The organism is Mycobacterium sp. 1081908.1 (assembly GCF_001673535.1).
GTDB lineage: Bacteria > Actinomycetota > Actinomycetes > Mycobacteriales > Mycobacteriaceae > Mycobacterium.
The window spans coordinates 24,172-41,292 of record NZ_LZLY01000124.1 but is presented as its reverse complement, the minus strand read 5'-3'; the positions used below and the strand labels follow the sequence as shown (position 1 = coordinate 41,292).

Below are 17,121 nucleotides of genomic sequence, written 5' to 3'. Positions count from 1 at the left end.
GCTGGCCGTCGACGAGTCCAAGGAATTCACCGCCCAACTGGCGACCGGGGAGCACGCCGGCAAGGACGCGCAGGTCACCGTCACCGTCAGGTCGATCAAGGAACGCGAACTGCCCGAGCCCGACGACGAGTTCGCCCAATTGGCCAGCGAGTTCGACACCATCGACGAGCTGCGGTCCAACCTGCGCGTCCTTGCCGGCGTGCTCCCCGGTCGCCAGTTGGGCGGTGAATTCCTTGGACTCGTCGACGGACAGGCCGACCAGCGCGTCGTCCAGGCCAGCGATGAGCCGGCCGGATCCCACCTCGTGCGACAGGCCCTCCGCGGCCGCGTTGGGCACCTCTTCGCCGTCGACGGTCGCCGACAGGTCGATCGAGACGAAGTCGCCGAGGGCCGCCGGGCGCTCGACCCCCTTCAGGGTGCCGAACCGGGCGCGCAACGACTCCAGCTCGGCGTCGACGTCGTCGTCGCTGATCTCGATCGGGTCGACCGAGACCTTCAGCGAGCCGAGGTCCGGGAGGGCGATCTTGGGGCGCACGTCGACCTCGGCGGTGAACGCCAGCTCCTCGCCGTACTCCTTTTTGGTGACCTCGATGTCGGGCTGGCCGATCGGGTCGACTTCCGCCTCGGCGACGGCCTGGCCGTACCGAGCGGGCAGCGCGTCGTTGACGACCTGGTCGAGCATCGCCTCGCGGCCGAACCGGGCCTCGAGCAACTTGGCCGGCGCCTTGCCGGGCCGGAACCCGGGCAGCCGGACCTGCTTGGCCAGCTCCTTGTAGGCGCGCTGGAAATCGGGCTCGAGTTCGGTGAACGGCACCTCAACGTTGATGCGCACCCTGGTGGGGCTCAACTGCTCGACGCTGCTCTTCACGGATTTGCTCCTCGGTATTCGGTGGATCGGCGCAGTGTTGGTCGGGGTGACAGGATTTGAACCTGCGGCCTTCCGCTCCCAAAGCGGATGCGCTACCAAGCTGCGCTACACCCCGCGCTGACCTCGCGATCCTACGGCCCCACGACGCCAGGCCGGCCATCGGCTTCGCAGGGACCTCAGGACCTCACGGGGCGATCACAAAACCGCTTCGATTAGATTTGATGTTCGCCGCCAGATACAGTCTCGCTCGACTAAAACTTGCGGGCGTAGCTCAATGGTAGAGCCCTAGTCTTCCAAACTAGCTACGCGGGTTCGATTCCCGTCGCCCGCTCGGGCTGATTTTTGCTCGACAGAAAGGCGCCATGAGCGACGTCGAACTGAAGGGCTCATGCGCGTCCGACTTTGTCGGAGTGCGCGACGCTTTCGAGCGCAACTTTGTGCTGCAATCCGAGGTCGGTGCGGCCGTCGCGGTGTGGGTCGACGGGGAACTCGTCGTCAACCTCTGGGGCGGCTGGGCCGATGCCGCCCGAACCCGGCCCTGGGCGCAGAACACCTTGACGACGGTCCTGTCGGGCACCAAGGGCCTGACGGCCACCTGCGTCCACCAGCTGGCCGATCGCGGCGAACTGGACCTGCACGCGCCCGTGGCCCGCTACTGGCCGGAGTTCGCCCAGGCGGGCAAGGACGGCATCACGCTGGCGATGGTGATGAGCCACCGGTCCGGGGTCATCGGCCCGCGGACCCGAATGGGCTGGGAGCAGGTCGCCGACTGGGACTTCGTCTGCGAGCAGCTCGCCGCCGCGGAACCGTGGTGGGAGCCCGGCACCGCGCAGGGCTACCACATGACCACGTTCGGCTTCATCCTCGGCGAGGTGTTCCGCCGCGTGACGGGCCGCACGGTCGGTGAGTACCTACGCACCGAGATCGCCGAACCGTTCGGCGCCGACGTCCACATCGGCTTGTCGCCGGCCGAGCAACGGCGCTGCGCCGAGCGCGTGAACAAGCCGCACGCCCGTGATCTGCTGGCCGAGGCGCAGGCCCCGGGCTACCCGACCAGCCTGACCGAACACCCGAAGGCGGCGCTGTCGATTTCGATGGGCTTCGCCCCCGACGACGAACTCGGCTCCCACGACCTGGAGCTGTGGCGCCAACTCGAGTTCCCCGGCACCAACGGCCAGGTGTCGGCGCTGGGGCTGGCGACGTTCTATAACGCCCTCGCGCAGGAGCGGCTGCTGACCCGTGAGCACATGGAACGGGTTCGGGTGTCGCAGGGCGGCTTCGAGACCGACCTGGTGCTGGGCCCGCGGGTCGCCGACCACGGATGGGGCCTGGGCTACATGCTCAACCAGCGCTGCGTCAACGGACCCAATCCCCGGATCTTCGGGCACGGCGGCCTGGGCGGCTCGTTCGGATTTGTCGACCTCGAGCACCGCATCGGCTACGCATACGTGATGAATCGCTTCGACGCCACCAAGGCCAACGCCGACCCGCGCAGCGTCGCGCTCAGCGACGAGGTCTACGCGGCGCTGGGCGTCATCGAGCGCGCCCAAACCTGAAGCGCCGGGCCGTCACTTCTGACAGTTGGGGCACCAGAACACGTTTCGGCCCTCCAGCTCTTGCGTGCGGATCGCCGTGCCGCACACCCGGCACGCCTCCCCCGCGCGCCGGTACACGTAGGTGCGTGGCCGCCCGGGCCGGTACGACGGCGCGCCGTGGTCGTGTTCGGGCCGCACCACCACGATCTGGCCGCGGCGCAAGCCGACCTTCATCAGCGCCACCAGATCGGTCCACGCCGCGTCGAATTCCGCCTGGCCGATCGCGCGGCCGGGCCGGAATGGGTCGATGCGGTGGCGGAACAGCAACTCGTTGCGATAGACGTTGCCGACACCGGCGATCACGGTCTGGTCCATCAGCAGGGCCCCAATGGGCCTGCGCGACTTGCTGATTCGGGCCCACGGCCACGACGGGTCGGCGTCGCTGCGTAAGGGGTCGGGGCCGAGCCTGGCCACCACGTCGCTGACCTGAGCCTCGTCGATGACTTCGCACACCGTCGGGCCGCGCAGGTCGGTGCCGTAGCCGGCGCCGACCATCCGCATCCGCACCTGCCCGATCGGTTCGGGCAGGTGCGCACCGTCGGGCCGCTCCCATTCGGTGAAGGCGCCGTACAGCCCGAGGTGCACGTGCACGATCGGGCCGCCGTCGTAGTGGTGAAACAGGTGCTTGCCCCACGCGCTGGTCCGCCGCAGCACCCGGCCGTCCACGATGGCCGCTTCGAAGCGGCCCTGCGGGCTGGACACCGCGACCGCCGCGCCGCCGTATCGGCGTTGGTGCAGCCGGGCCAGCCGGTGCAGGGTGTGGCCTTCGGGCATCGCTAAGCCGGGGCACCCGGCACCGGCGGCGCCTGGTGGGTGCGTTCGTATTCGGCGAGGATGTCGATACGCCGTTGGTGGCGTTCGGCTTTCGACCACTGCGCGCTCAGGAAGGCGTCCACGATGGTCAGCGCCTCCTCGACGGTGTGCATGCGGCCGCCGATGCCGATCAACTGCGCGTTGTTGTGTTCGCGGGCCAGGGTCGCGGTCTCGACGCTCCACCCCAGCGCGCAGCGCGCGCCCGGCACCTTGTTCGCGGCGATCTGCTCACCGTTGCCCGACCCGCCCAGCACGATGCCCAGGCTCTCCGGGTCGGCCACGGTGCGCGTGGCGGCCGCGATGCAAAACGCCGGGTAGTCGTCCTCGGCGTCGTAGCTGAACGCGCCGCAATCGATCGGCTCGTGCCCGGATCCCTTGAGGTGCTCGATGATCTGCTGCTTGAGCTCGTAGCCGGCGTGGTCGGACCCCAGGTAGACGCGCATGTCCGACATCCTTACACAGCAGCGCGCCGCCGCAGCGCGTCGCTCGTCAGTCGAACTGGGGCGGCTCGGTGCGGGTCCGCTTGAGTTCGAAGAAATGCGGGTAGGAGGCGAAGGTCACCGAGGCGTCCCACAGCCTGCCCGCTTCCTCGCCGCGCGGAATCTTGGAGATCACCGGCCCGAAGAACGCCACGCCGTTGACGTGGATGGTCGGCGTGCCGACGTCGTCGCCGACCGCGTCCATCCCCTCGTGGTGGCTCTTGCGCAGCGCCTCGTCGTAGTCCTCGCTGTGCGCGGCCTCGGCCAGCTCCGCCGGCAGACCGGCGTCCGCCAGCGACAGCTTGATGACCTCCTCGAGGTTCTTGTTGTCCTCGTTGTGGATCCGGGTGCCCATCGCGGTGTACAGCGGGTCCAGCACCTTGGCGCCGTGGGCCTGCTCGGCGGCGATCGCCACCCGCACCGGCCCCCAGGCGTGCTTCATCATCTCGCGGTACTTGTCGGGCAGGCCTTCGCGGTTTTCGTTGAGGATCGCCAGGCTCATGACGTGGAAGTGCACCTCGATGTCGCGGACCTTCTCCACCTCGAGAATCCAGCGCGACGTGATCCAGCACCACGGACACAGCGGATCGAACCAAAAATCGGCTCGGTTTTTCTCGTTGGCCTTCTCGGGCATAGCGCGGTCCTCTCCTGGAGAGCAGATACGGTCAGAACACCGTTCAGCACAACCGTAGTCGCGCGGCGCGTGTTCCCGCTCCGTCGCTTCGGTTACCGGCCGTTCACCAACACGTTTAAGTTGGACGCGTGGCCCTTCCTAACCTCACCCGTGACCAGGCCGTCGAGCGCGCCGCCCTGATCACCGTCGACAGCTACCGGATCGACTTGGACGTCACCGACGGCTCGGGTAGGGCCGGCGATCGCACCTTCCGGTCCACCACCACCGTGGCGTTCGAGGCGCTCGCCGGTGCCGACACCGTCATCGACATCGCCGCCGACGCCATCCGCAGCGCCACCCTCAACGGCCGCGAGCTCGACGTGTCCGGATACGACGAATCGACCGGCATCCCGCTGCGCGGGCTCGAGAAGCGAAACGTCCTCGTCGTCGACGCCGACTGCCGCTACTCCAACACCGGCGAGGGGCTGCATCGCTTCGTCGACCCGGTGGACGACGAGACCTATCTGTATTCGCAATTCGAAACGGCCGACGCCAAGCGCATGTTCGCCTGCTTCGACCAACCCGACCTCAAGGCGACCTTCGACGTGCGGGTCGCCGCCCCCGAGCACTGGAAGGTGATCTCCAACGGCACGACCGTGTCGGTGCAGGACGGCATACATACGTTCGCCACCACACCGCGGATGAGCACCTACCTGGTGGCGCTGATCGCCGGCCCGTACGCCGAATGGACGGACACCTACACCGACGAACATGGCGAGATCCCGCTGGGCATCTACTGCCGCGCCTCGCTGGCCGAATACATGGACACCGAGCGGTTGTTCACCCAGACGAAGCAGGGATTCGGCTTCTACCACAAGAACTTTGGGCTGCCGTACGCGTTCGGCAAGTACGACCAGCTGTTCGTCCCCGAGTTCAACGCCGGCGCCATGGAAAACGCCGGGGCGGTGACGTTCCTCGAGGACTACGTCTTCCGCAGCAAGGTCACCCGGGCTTCCTACGAGCGGCGCGCCGAGACGGTGCTGCACGAGATGGCGCACATGTGGTTCGGCGACCTCGTCACCATGACGTGGTGGGACGACCTGTGGCTCAACGAGTCGTTCGCGACCTTCGCGTCGGTGTTGTGTCAAAGCGAGGCAACCGAATTCACCGAGGCGTGGACGACGTTCGCCACCGTGGAGAAGTCGTGGGCGTACCGCCAGGACCAGCTGCCGTCGACGCACCCGATCGCCGCCGAGATCCCCGACCTGGCCGCGGTCGAGGTGAACTTCGACGGAATCACCTACGCCAAAGGCGCGTCAGTCCTCAAGCAGCTGGTCGCCTACGTCGGGCTGGAGCACTTCCTGGCCGGGCTGCGCGACTACTTCCGCACGCACGCGTACGGCAACGCCACGTTCGGTGACCTGATCGCCGCGCTGGAAAAGGCGTCCGGCCGCGACCTGTCCGACTGGGGTCAGCAGTGGCTGAAAACCACCGGCCTGAACACGCTGCGGCCCGACTTCGACGTCGACGCGGACGGCAAGTTCACCCGGTTCGTCGTGCGGCAAGGCGGCGCCGCGCCCGGCGCGGGCGAGACACGGGTGCACCGGCTGGCGATCGGAATCTACGACGACGACGGCGCCGGCAAGCTGGTGCGGGTGCACCGGGAGGAACTCGACGTCGAGGGCCCGGACACCGAAGTCCCTGCGCTGGTTGGGGTTTCGCGTGGCAAGCTGATCCTGGTCAACGACGACGACCTGACCTACTGTTCGCTGCGGCTGGACGAACGCTCGCTGCAGACCGCGCTGGAGCGGATCGCCGACATCGCCGAGCCGCTGCCGCGCTCGCTGGTCTGGTCGGCCGCGTGGGAGATGACCCGCGAGGCCGAACTGCGCGCCCGCGATTTCGTGGCGCTGGTCTCCGGCGGCGTGCAGGCCGAAACCGAGGTCGGGGTGGCGCAACGTCTGCTGATGCAGGCCCAGACCGCGCTGACGTCCTACGCCGAGCCCGGCTGGGCGCGCGAGCACGGTTGGCCGCGATTCGCCGACCGGCTGCTGGAGTTGGCGCGCGCCGCGCCGCCCGGATCGGATCACCAGCTCGCGTTCGTCAACGCGCTGTGCACCGCGGTGCTGTCGACGCGACACGTGGTGACGCTGGCGGACCTGCTCGACCACGACCCGGCCGAGCGGGGGCTGGCCGGGCTGGAGATCGACACCGACCTGCGGTGGCGCATCGTGACCGCGCTGGCCGCCGCCGGCGAGATCGACGCCGACGGGCCCGCGACCCCGTTCATCGACGCCGAGGTGCAGCGCGACCCGACCGCCGCCGGCAAGCGCCACGGCGCCCAGGCGGCGGCGGCGCGGCCCCAACTCGAGGTCAAGGAACAGGCCTGGACCACCGTGGTCGAAGACGACACCCTGGCCAACATCACGGCCCGCTCGATGATCGCGGGCATCGCGCCGCCGGGACAGCACGAGCTGCTCAAGGCGTTCACCGCGCGCTACTTCGATGCGATCCCCGGGGTCTGGGCGCGGCGCTCCAGCGAGGTCGCCCAAACCGTGGTCATCGGCCTCTACCCGCACTGGGACATCAGCGACGAGGGCGTCGCGGCCGCCGACGAGTTCCTGAGCGACCCGGAGATTCCGCCGGCCCTGCGGCGCCTGGTGCTGGAGGGTCAGGCCGGGGTCAAGCGGTCGCTGCGCGCCCGCAAGTTCGACGCGTCCTGATCTCGGCGCGCGGCAGAACCTAGGCGGGGGAAATCCCGGCGCTCAGCACGCGGGTCGCGCTGACCAGCCCGTCGACCAGGTGACCCTGCTCGAACGCCGACGACGCGGCGGCCACCCCGAGCGGCGCGGCGGACTCGGCGCCGCGGCCGCGGACCGCCGAGCCGTAGACCACCTCGATGACGCGCTGGTCGGGCGACACGGCGAGCAGCACCGCGTTGTCGGGCGTCGGCACCTTGGCCAAGATCTCGCGGGCCCGCGCGGCGGTGTCGCTGCCCAGGTCCCCGAGGTAGATGGCGAACCGCGCCCGAGATGCCCGCGAGGCATACTTCAGCGCGTCGTCGATGGCGACCAGGTCGCTGATCGGGAACGGGTAGTGCACCGACAGCTCGCCCGGCTCGGTGACGGCCGAGATCCGTCCGCTGGTGGTGATCGCCGAACCGTAGGGCAGCTCGCTGGGCGCGATCGTCGCGACCTCACCATGTGCCACTTGCGCCACCTCCCACCGAGAACTCCGACGTGCCGTGTCCGCCGTGCGCGCCGCCAACGTCTTCGTCGGTGGCCGCCCACAGGATCGGCGGATGCGTCCACTTCTCCGACATCTTGTAGGTCGCGGGGTGGGGCCCCTTGCGCGACCAGATGAGTACCGCCAGCGCCGCTACCAGCGCCAGCGGGATCCCGATGAAGTACAGGTGAATCTCTGCAAGGCTCACGACGCAAACCGTATCCCACCGGATGATCCACCCGCACACTTGGACACGGGATCGGTCAGGCCGCGCCCTCGCCGAGGTATCGAGCCCAGGATGGGTCCAGTTCCTTGACCGTCGACAGCAGTCGCCAGTGTTGCCCGGTCGGCGGCAGCGGCGCCCGGCGCAGCGCCCAGCCCAACTCGGTGAGCAGCTTGTCGCCCTTGCGGTGGTTGCAGGTCGAACAGCACGCCACGCAGTTCTCCCAGGAGTGGTCGCCGCCACGGCTGCGCGGCACCACGTGGTCGACGGTGTCGGCCTTGGCGCCGCAGTAGGCGCAGCAGAAACGGTCGCGGTGCATCAGGGCGGCGCGGGTCATCGGCACGCGCGCCCGATACGGAACCCGCACGTAGGACCGCAGCTGGATCACCGAGGGCACCACGATCGACCTGGTCGCCGAGTGGATGACCGGCCCGGCCGGGTCGTCGTGCACCACGTCGGCCTTGCCGCAGATCACCATGACGATGGCCCGCCGCATCGGCAGCGCGGTCAGCGGCTCGTAGGTGGAATTCAGCAGGAGAACCCGCCGCCGGCTCCAGATTGACGCGGTTTCGTGGCGGGTTGGCGGATGGGTATCGACGCTATGCAGGGGTGACGCGGTTGGGGGCCCGGTTAACCCTGCCGCGGCACCGGAACTGCGGTGGCTGCGGCGTCTCTTGCCATGCGCCATTGATCCTCCGCGGATAGTCCACCATGATTCGCCGCCAAACGCACCCTTATTGCTGGTGCGCGCCGTGACGAACCGGTGAACAGAAGGCGCGTTCCGGGCCCGTTCGGCCTTGCCACCGCGGCGATGCACCACAATGGAGGGGATGGATCAGGTGAGCTTTTACGAGGCCGTCGGCGGTGCCGAAACCTTCAATGCGATCGTGTCGCGGTTTTACGCACAGGTCCCCGAGGACGAGATTCTCAGCCAGCTGTACCCCGCGGACGACCTGGCCGGCGCGGAGGAGCGGCTGCGGATGTTCCTCGAGCAGTACTGGGGCGGCCCGCGCACCTACTCCGACCGGCGCGGGCATCCGCGGCTGCGGATGCGGCACGCCCCGTTCCGGATCACCCCCATCGAGCGCGATGCGTGGCTGCGGTGCATGCACACCGCCGTGGCCTCCATCGACTCGCAGACTCTCGACGACACGCACCGCCGGGAGTTACTCGAATACCTGGACATGGCCGCGCACTCTCTGGTCAATTCATCGTTCTGATCCCCCGTAACCGAACGGAGCAGCATGAGCCCCGAGCCGTGGTGGTCGAGCGCGGTCTTCTACCAGGTGTATCCGAGGTCGTTCGCCGACAGCGACGGCGACGGCGTCGGCGACCTGGACGGGGTGACCGCCCGCCTGGATTACCTGACGCAGCTGGGTATCGACGCGATCTGGCTCAACCCGGTCACGGTTTCCCCGATGGCCGACCACGGCTATGACGTCGCCGATCCGCGCGACATCGACCCGCTGTTCGGCGGGATGGCCGCGATCGAGCGGCTGATCGCGGCGGCGCACGAGCGGGGCATCAAGATCACCATGGACGTGGTGCCCAACCACACCAGCTCGGCGCACCCGTGGTTTCAGGCGGCGCTGGCCGCCGGCCCCGGCACCGACGCCCGCGAGCGCTACTTCTTTCGCGACGGGCGCGGTCCGGACGGGGCGCTGCCGCCGAACAACTGGACCTCGGTGTTCGGCGGGTCGGCCTGGACCCGGGTGGTCGAACCCGACGGCAACCCCGGACAGTGGTATCTGCACCTTTTCGACGCCGAGCAGCCCGACCTGAACTGGGAGCACCCGGACGTCTTCGACGACTTCGAGAAGACGCTGCGGTTCTGGCTGGAACGCGGCGTGGACGGCTTCCGCATCGACGTGGCGCACGGGATGGCCAAGCCGGCCGACCTGCCCGACGCGAAGGGCGACATCAAGGTGTTGAGCCACAGCGACGACGACCCGCGCTTCAACCACCCGAGCGTGCACGAGATACACCGCGGGATCCGCACGATCGTCGACGACTATCCGGGGGCGGTGACCATCGGCGAGGTGTGGGTGATGGACAACCTGCTGTGGGCCGAGTATCTGCGGCCCGACGAATTGCATCTCGGCTTCAATTTCCGGCTGACCAAGATCGAATTCGACGCACGCGAAATCCACGACGCGATCCAGAACTCGCTGGAAGCCACCGCAATTGAGAACGCCACCCCGACGTGGACGCTCTCCAACCACGACGTGGGCCGGGAGGTCACCCGGTACGGCGGCGGCCAGGTCGGGCTGAGCCGGGCGCGGGCGATGGCGATGGTGATGCTGGCCCTGCCGGGCGCGGTGTTTGTCTACAACGGGGAGGAACTGGGCCTGCCCGACGTCGTGGACCTGCCCGAGGAGGTGCTGCAGGACCCCACGTGGGAACGCTCCGGGCATACCGAACGCGGCCGCGACAAGTGCCGGGTCCCGATTCCGTGGTCGGGTGAGGCTCCCCCGTTCGGCTTCTCCGCGACCGCCGACACCTGGCTGCCGATGCCGGCGGACTGGGCGGCGCTGACCGTCGAAAAGCAGCTCGACGATCCCGACTCGACGCTGTCCTTCTACCGAAGGGCGCTGCAATTACGCAGGGAGCGGGGCGAATTCGGTGGCGGCGAGCTCGAATGGCTGGCCGCCGACGACGACTTTTTGATCTTCGAGCGCCACGGCGGGGCCCTGGTGTGCGCGCTGAACGCCGGCCGGCTGCCGATGGCGTTGCCGCCGGGAGAGGTGATCCTGGCCAGCGCGCCGTTGGTCGACGACAAGTTGCCGCCGGACGCGGCGGCCTGGCTGGTCTGAGGCACAGAGGACCCGGTTCGGACGGCGCAGCCGCTCAGCGCAGCGCTCGTGCCACGTGACGGGGGCCCGCGGGGGTCACCTTTTGCACGTACGAAACGTCAGAGATCGCGTAAGGGCAACATGATCAATGATTGACGAAGGAGTCCGATATGCCCACGTTGATCGTGCGATATGAAGTTGGGCCTCAGGGCGTCGATGACATCGTCAAGGCGGTTGAACTCGCATTCGCGGCGGTGAACGAGCGACAGCCCAACGGCATTCGGTGGACGTACTGGCAGGGACCCGGCAACACCGAGTTTGGTGCAATCCTCGAGCTGGCTGACGGGGCCGAGAATCCGCTACCGGGCATCGCCGCAGCGCGCCGTGTTCAGGAAGCCGTCGCTAAAGGCATCGTTGGCGAACCGCCGACGCCTAAGCCTGTCACCGTCATCGGATCGTACGGCTAGGCCTGGCCATTCGGCTGTTGGATGTGTAAACCGCAACGACCGTTCAGGCAAGCACCAGCGCCGCGTGTGCGCGGCGCCGGTACACCGAGCCGAACTTGGCGTCGACGCGCAGCCAGGTCGGCAGGATCCGCACCCGGACAATCTCGTCGGCGCCGATGGCATCTGGTGACTGCGGCAGGAAACCCATTGCGGTCAAGGCGAACACGCATCGCATCGGGAGTCCCACGCTGAAGTCGGCCCCTCCAGAGGCCGAGCTGACCCGGATGACCTCCTGGTCCAGCAGCGACACCGGCGGACCATGAGAACTGCCGTGCTCCTTGGCGAGTTGCGCGCCGCGCTGCGCCAGGTCCAGCATCACCCGGGCGGGTACGTCGTCGAGGTGGGTGAAACCGGATTCGGGGGGCAGGGCTCCCCGCCACGCGGAGTCCATCGCGAATCCGGGATCCACATAGCCCTCGGCGTCCATCGCCGACAGTCCCCGCGCCAGCCCGTCCGCCGCGACCGACATATCGTCGGGCCGCACCCGGCCGACCACCACCCGGCTGGCCAGCACGTCGAAACCGGTTGCCACCCAAGCGGTCAGCAGCCCGGCGGATCGGGCCCGAAGCCGGATGACCGCGGCGTCGTCTAGGCGCATCGCGTGATCGACGAACGTGGCGAGATCCCCGCGGTGGGCGGCGTCACGCAACCACACACCCCGCTCGGCTACCCCGCTTATTCCCTGAGCCACCGTTGCAGATACTCCCGATGGTTGGGCAAGAGCCGGAACAGCCGCTGCTCCTCGATGTGCACGGCGGCCAGCTGCGTCTCGGCGATGACGGCGGGTTTCGAAGCGGGATCGGCGTTGACGGGGCGTACCTCGTAGCCGAGCGTGAAGTCGACCGTCCGGTGCTGTTTGGTCCAAATCGTCACCTGCAGAGGCGAATCGGCCAGGCGCAGCTGGCTCTTGTAGGTCACCCGCACGTCGGCGATCAGCAATCCGATGGTCGTGATGTCGGCGGCGAAGGGTTCCTTGAGGAACTGCACCCGCGCCTCTTCGAGGATGGTGACCATGGTGGCGTGGTTGACGTGCTGGTACATGTCGATGTCCGACCAGCGCACGGGCACCGGCGCGACGAAGCCAACGTTCAACTCGACGATCCCCTGCCGCTGGTGCGGGTCATCCGGCGAATCTGCCGCGCGGCGACCGACAGCGTCGCGAGATCCTTTGCCCCGCTTTCCTGAATCTCGCTCAGCGTGCGACGGGCCCGCTCAACCCGGGACGCGCTGATGTGTTCCCACTCGCCGATCTTCTCTTCGCCGCTTTCGTCGGGCTCGCCGACCGCCAGCACATCGAAGCACAGCGACCGAAGCGACGCGTAGATGTCGTCGCGAATAGCCAAGCGCGCCAACGACTGCCAGCGGTCGTGGCGGGGTAGCTCCGAAACCGCCGTCAGCAAGGCGTCGGTGCCCAGGTGGTCCATCAGGGCGAAATAGGTGTCGGCGACTTCGGCGGTGTCCATTTCGGTGATGTCCGCGACGTCGATGATGTCGAGCAGGCTATAGCGGTACAGGCCGGCGGCCACCATGTACGCCAAGTCCTCCGGCGCGCCCTGCGAGGCGAATTCGGCGGCTTCCTTTTCGACGATGGCCTTGTCGTCGCCGCGCAGCCACTCCGACATGCGCGGCGTCAGCTCTTTGACCTTCGCGGCGAACCGGTTGATCTCGGCGCCGACGGCCAACGGCTGGGGCCGGTAGTTGAGCAGCCAGCGTCCGGCGCGGTCGATCAGCCGCCGGGTGTCCAACGTCAGCCGGTCCGACAGCGCGACGGGCACGCTCGCCGCCCGGATCTGCCTCCAGATCTCGTCCACGCCGAAGATGGCGTCGGTGGCGACGTAGGTGCGCACCGCGTCGATCGGCCCGACACCGACGTCTTCGGTGATCCGGAACGCGTAGCTGATGCCCGCGGCGTCCACCAGGTCATTGATCAGCATGGTGGTGACGATCTCCCGACGCAGCTGGTGGCCGCGGATCTCCGGGGTGAACCGCTCGCGCAGTTGCGTCGGGAAGTACTGCGGGAGCCGGGATGCGAAGACGTCCTGCTCGGGCAGTTCGGTGGTCAGCATCTCCTCCTTGAGTGCCAGCTTGACGTGGGCCATCAGGGTGCACAGCTCGGGAGAGGTGAGCCCGATGCCGACATCGATGCGCCGGTGAATCTCCTTCTCCGAGGGCAGCGCTTCCAGCTCCCGGTTGATGCCGCGCTCTTCGAGGTACTTGATTTGCATCGCGTGCACGGGCAGCAAGCTGGCCGCGTTGGCGCGGCTGGTGCCGATCAGGTCGTTTTGGTCCTCGTTGTCGAGCAGCACCAGCCGCGCGACCTCGTCGGTCATCGACTCCAGCAGCTCCTTGCGCTCCTCGGCCTTGACCTTGCCCGCGGTGACCAGCGAGTCGATCAGGATCTTGATGTTGACCTCGTGGTCCGAACAGTCGACTCCGGCGGAGTTGTCCATCGCGTCGGTGTTGATCCGCCCGCCCGACAGATCGAACTCGACGCGGCCAAGCGCGGTCACCCCCAGGTTGCCGCCCTCGCCAACGACCTTGGCGCGCACCTGGTTTGCGTTCACGCGCACCGGATCGTTGGCGCGGTCGCCGACGTCGGCGTCGGACTCGGATTCGGCCTTGATGTAGGTGCCGATGCCGCCGTTGAACAACAGGTCGACGGGCGCCTGCAGGATCGCCTTGATCAGGTTGGGCGGCGACATTTCGGTGGCGTCGTCGTCGATGCCCAGCGCCTCGCGGACCTGCGGGCTGACCGGGATCGCCTTCTGGTCGCGGTTGTACACCCCACCGCCCTCGCTGATCAGCGACTTGTCGTAGTCGTCCCAGCTGGACCGCGGCAGGTCGAACATCCGCCGGCGTTCCCGCCACGACGCGGCCGGGTCGGGGTCCGGGTCCAGAAAGACGTGCCGGTGGTCGAAGGCGGCGAGCAGCCGGATGTGCTGGCTCAGCAGCATGCCGTTGCCGAACACGTCGCCGCTCATGTCCCCGACGCCGACGACGGTGAAATCCTCGGTCTGGGTGTCGACGCCCATCTCGCGGAAATGGCGTTTGACGGCCTCCCACGCGCCCTTGGCGGTGATGCCCATGGCCTTGTGGTCGTAGCCCACCGACCCGCCGGACGCGAACGCGTCCCCCAGCCAGAACCCGTACGACTTGGCGACGTCGTTGGCGATGTCGGAGAACGTCGCGGTGCCCTTGTCCGCGGCCACCACCAGGTAGGCGTCGTCGCCGTCCCGCCGGATCACTTCGGGCGGCGGGCTGACCTTTTTGGTTGCGTGGTCGACGTTGTCGGTGACGTCGAGCAGACCGGAGATGAACAGCTGATAGCAGGCGACGCCCTCGGCGCGGCTGGCGTCGCGGTCGGCGGCGGCGTCACCGGACGGCAGCGGCGGCCGCTTGACGACGAACCCGCCCTTGGCCCCGACCGGCACGATGACGGCGTTCTTCACCGCCTGCGCCTTGACCAACCCCAGGATTTCGGTGCGGAAGTCGTCGCGGCGGTCGGACCAGCGCAGGCCGCCGCGCGCCACCGGGCCGAACCGCAGGTGCACGCCCTCCACGCGCGGCGAGTACACGAAGATCTCGAATTTGGGCCGCGGCAGCGGAAGCTCGTCGATCAGTTGAGCGTCGAGCTTGAGCGCCAACACATTACGGGCGCGTGCGGAACCCTCGCTGGTGACGAAGTAGTTGGTCCGCAGCGTGGCCTGCACCAGCGACGCGAACGCACGCAGGATGCGGTCGGTGTCGAGGCCCACCACCGCGTCGATGTCCGCGGCGACCGCGGCGGCGGCCGCCTGCGCGTCGCGGCTGGTCGGCGACCCCTTAAAAGAGGCAGCCCGCGGGTCGAAGAGCGCCTCGAACAGGGTGACCAGTGACCGCACGGTAGAGGGGTGCTCACTGAGTACCGACTCGATGTGGGACTGGCTGTACGGAAAGCCCGCCTGCCGCAGGTATTTCGCGTAGGCGCGCAGCAACACGACCTGCTGCCACGTGAGCCGCGCGCGCATCACCAGTTCGTTGAACCGGTCGATCTCGACGCGCCCCTCCCAGATGGCGGTCACCGCGTCGGCGAATCGCTCCGCGGTGGCTTGCCGTTCGGCCGCCGTCCGCGCCGCCGGGATCGTCGGGTGTGGCTGGATCTTGAACTGGTAGATCCACACCGCCAGCCCGTCCTCCCGGGTGACGGTGAACGGCCGCTCCTCGAGCACAATGACGCCCATGCTCTGCAGCATCGGCAGCAGCTGGCTCAACGAGGCGGTGTGCCCCCCCACGAACCAGGTGAGCTGGGCGGCCCCGTCCTCGCCGCGATCGGAGAACACCAGCTTGACCGAATCATCGGACAGCCCTTTGATGATCGCGATGTGCTCGATCGCATCCTGGGGCGGGACGGCCTGTTTGTAGACCTCGGGGAAGGCGGCCGCGTAATGCTCGGCGTCGGGGTGCGACACGGGCCCCTCGGGGACGTCGGCAGCCGCGGCGATCAGGCGGTCCCCCCAGGTCCGCGCCGCCTCGCTGAGCAGCCCCTGGATCCGGATGCGGTTGGCTTCCGAGACGTCGACGGCCGTCGTTTTTTCGGGCAGCCGGACCATGAAATGCATTAGCGCCCAGGGCGATTCGCTGACGCGGGCGGTGAATTCCAGTCGCGTGCCACCGAATTCGTGGACCAGGATGTCCTCGATCTGCAGCCGAACCGGGGTGGTGTAGCGATCGCGCGGCACGTAGACGAGGCACGACACGAAGTACCGCAGGCGATCGGCCCGCAGGAACAACAACGCGCGCCGCTGGGATCCCAGGTCCACCACCGCTTTGGCCATCGTCAGGAGCCGTTCGGCGCTGAGCGTGAACAGCTCGGAGCGCGGCACGGTCTGGATGACGTCGAGCAGCAGCTGGCCGGGGTGGATCGGGTCGCCGTCGGCCATCGCGAGCGCCTCGCGGACCCGGCTCGAGACCGTCGGGATCTCCAGGACGTCCGCGTTCATCGCGGCGACCGTGAAGAGTCCGACGAAGCGATGCTCGAAGACCGCGCGGCCGCCCTCGCCGTCGTCGGCGTATTCGCGAACCGCGATCGCGTACGGGTACGCGCCGTAGCGCAGGTAGCTGCCGACCACGGATTGGGCCAGGACCAGCAGGTGGTCCTCGTCGGTCAACCGCGGGCGCGACCCCGTCCGGGTGCGCAGGACCCCCAGGCCGGTCGCGCCGTCTCCGGAAACCACGTTGTCGTGCACCCGGGCGCGCTGATATCCCAGCAGCAGGAAGTTTCCGTTGCCCAGCCAGCGCAGCAGCTCGGCGACGTCCTCGCGGTCCGGCGCCGAATATTGGCCCTGGGCGTTGGTGTGGACGGCCTCGGCCAGATCGCTCAGCGTGGCGATCATGGTCGCCGCGTCCCTCGCGACTTGCTCGACGTCGCTCAGCACCTTGGGCAGCAGGCGGTCGACCTCGGCGAGGACCTTGCTGTCGACGGACGGCGACAGCGGGACGTATATCCAGGCCTCGCCGTCGTATTGCGACGCGCCGGGCGGTTTCGGTTCGACGCTGAGCAGGTCGCCCGCCGCGTTGCGGTGCACGTCGAACACCGGGGTCATGATCCCTGCGTAGGCGACGCCGAGCCGGTGCAGCAAAACCGTGACGGAGTCCAGCAGCATGCTGCCGTGATCGGTGACCACTTGCAGGGCGGGCCCGAATCCCTCGGGGTCGTCCGCCCCGTGGACGCAGACGCAGCTCCCGTGTTCGGCGCGGCACCCGGCGAGCCGATAGTGGGCGCGCAGCATGGCGGGGGTGACCATGACCGCGGGGTCGACGGGACCGGGTTCCGCGGCTCCCGGTTCGTCGCCGCGGGGACCGCGGTAGCTCTCGATGTAGGCGTTCGCGATCCAGTCGGGAATGTCGTCACTCTTGGTGAACGTGGTCCACGGCTTGAGATCCTGCCTGGCACCGGGATCGATCGTCATGCCGATTGCTCCCAACTCGCGACGGATGCCACTCTGCGCCCGATCGCCCCACTTCTCAG

15 protein-coding genes and 2 tRNA genes are annotated in these 17,121 nt (G+C 68.3%); 6 read left to right on the top strand and 11 right to left on the bottom strand.

Translation table 11 applies throughout. From position 1 onward, the window contains the following. Together tig and A5655_RS20290 are read right to left on the bottom strand one after the other, a co-directional pair. The coding region (tig, locus tag A5655_RS20295; RefSeq protein ID WP_082978762.1) for a trigger factor at positions 1-868 on the bottom strand (868 nt) is incomplete at its 3' end. Between the two features lie 38 nt (positions 869-906). Beyond that, positions 907-983: transfer RNA gene (locus A5655_RS20290), tRNA-Pro, on the bottom strand. 145 nt (positions 984-1,128) lie between these two features. Between A5655_RS20290 and A5655_RS20285 the strand changes: the two genes are divergently transcribed. Together A5655_RS20285 and A5655_RS20280 are read left to right on the top strand one after the other, a co-directional pair. Further along, positions 1,129-1,199, top strand: a tRNA-Gly gene (locus A5655_RS20285). Between the two features lie 31 nt (positions 1,200-1,230). Then, a complete protein-coding gene (locus tag A5655_RS20280; RefSeq protein ID WP_067013073.1) occupies positions 1,231-2,424 on the top strand; it encodes a serine hydrolase domain-containing protein in 1,194 nt (397 codons plus the stop codon). 12 nt (positions 2,425-2,436) lie between these two features. Here the strand turns inward: A5655_RS20280 and A5655_RS20275 are convergent, their stop codons facing one another. From A5655_RS20275 to A5655_RS20265, 3 genes are read right to left on the bottom strand one after another with little or no spacing between them, the layout of a single operon-like run. Then, entirely contained in the window at positions 2,437-3,237 is an 801-nt protein-coding gene (locus A5655_RS20275; RefSeq protein WP_067013072.1) for an Fpg/Nei family DNA glycosylase, read from the bottom strand. A gap of 2 nt (positions 3,238-3,239) precedes the next feature. Next, on the bottom strand, positions 3,240-3,719 hold the full coding sequence (locus A5655_RS20270) for a ribose-5-phosphate isomerase (RefSeq protein ID WP_067013081.1): 480 nt from the start codon (positions 3,717-3,719) through the stop codon (positions 3,240-3,242). A gap of 46 nt (positions 3,720-3,765) precedes the next feature. Continuing rightward, positions 3,766-4,389: an Rv2466c family mycothiol-dependent reductase gene (locus A5655_RS20265; protein WP_067013070.1), complete on the bottom strand. Its 624-nt coding sequence runs from the start codon at positions 4,387-4,389 to the stop codon at positions 3,766-3,768. Between the two features lie 128 nt (positions 4,390-4,517). On the opposite strand from A5655_RS20265, the gene pepN reads away from it, so the two are divergent. Further along, positions 4,518-7,091 (top strand): aminopeptidase N, encoded by a 2,574-nt coding sequence (gene pepN / locus A5655_RS20260; protein WP_067013069.1) that lies wholly within the window; start codon positions 4,518-4,520, stop codon positions 7,089-7,091. Between the two features lie 19 nt (positions 7,092-7,110). On the opposite strand, the gene A5655_RS20255 is transcribed toward pepN, so the two are convergent. The 3 genes from A5655_RS20255 to A5655_RS20245 are packed head-to-tail and all read right to left on the bottom strand — an operon-like array spanning position 7,111 to position 8,504. Beyond that, entirely contained in the window at positions 7,111-7,578 is a 468-nt protein-coding gene (locus A5655_RS20255) for a DUF5130 domain-containing protein (protein ID WP_067013068.1), read from the bottom strand. Further along, a complete protein-coding gene (locus A5655_RS20250; protein WP_067013067.1) occupies positions 7,565-7,801 on the bottom strand; it encodes a hypothetical protein in 237 nt (78 codons plus the stop codon). The genes A5655_RS20255 and A5655_RS20250 overlap by 14 nt, the downstream gene beginning before the upstream one ends. A gap of 55 nt (positions 7,802-7,856) precedes the next feature. Continuing rightward, entirely contained in the window at positions 7,857-8,504 is a 648-nt protein-coding gene (locus A5655_RS20245; RefSeq protein ID WP_067013066.1) for an HNH endonuclease, read from the bottom strand. A gap of 142 nt (positions 8,505-8,646) precedes the next feature. On the opposite strand from A5655_RS20245, the gene A5655_RS20240 reads away from it, so the two are divergent. The 3 genes from A5655_RS20240 to A5655_RS20230 all read left to right on the top strand — a co-directional run bounded on the left by A5655_RS20240 (position 8,647) and on the right by A5655_RS20230 (position 11,075). Next, entirely contained in the window at positions 8,647-9,036 is a 390-nt protein-coding gene (locus tag A5655_RS20240) for a globin (RefSeq protein ID WP_067013079.1), read from the top strand. 24 nt (positions 9,037-9,060) lie between these two features. After that, entirely contained in the window at positions 9,061-10,629 is a 1,569-nt protein-coding gene (locus A5655_RS20235; protein ID WP_067013065.1) for a glycoside hydrolase family 13 protein, read from the top strand. Between the two features lie 149 nt (positions 10,630-10,778). Further along, entirely contained in the window at positions 10,779-11,075 is a 297-nt protein-coding gene (locus tag A5655_RS20230) for a hypothetical protein (RefSeq protein WP_067013063.1), read from the top strand. 43 nt (positions 11,076-11,118) lie between these two features. Here the strand turns inward: A5655_RS20230 and A5655_RS20225 are convergent, their stop codons facing one another. The 3 genes from A5655_RS20225 to A5655_RS20215 are packed head-to-tail and all read right to left on the bottom strand — an operon-like array spanning position 11,119 to position 17,062. Continuing rightward, entirely contained in the window at positions 11,119-11,793 is a 675-nt protein-coding gene (locus A5655_RS20225; RefSeq protein ID WP_067013077.1) for a hypothetical protein, read from the bottom strand. Next, the gene (locus A5655_RS20220; protein ID WP_067013061.1) at positions 11,790-12,206 is read right to left on the bottom strand and encodes a thioesterase family protein; all 417 of its coding nucleotides are present in this window, start codon (positions 12,204-12,206) and stop codon (positions 11,790-11,792) included. Before A5655_RS20220 ends, A5655_RS20225 begins: the two co-directional genes overlap by 4 nt. Beyond that, positions 12,203-17,062 carry an NAD-glutamate dehydrogenase gene (locus A5655_RS20215; RefSeq protein ID WP_067013059.1) on the bottom strand — a complete coding sequence of 1,620 codons (4,860 nt, stop codon included), beginning with the start codon at positions 17,060-17,062 and terminating at the stop codon, positions 12,203-12,205. The genes A5655_RS20220 and A5655_RS20215 overlap by 4 nt, the downstream gene beginning before the upstream one ends. Positions 17,063-17,121: the final 59 nt, after the last annotated feature.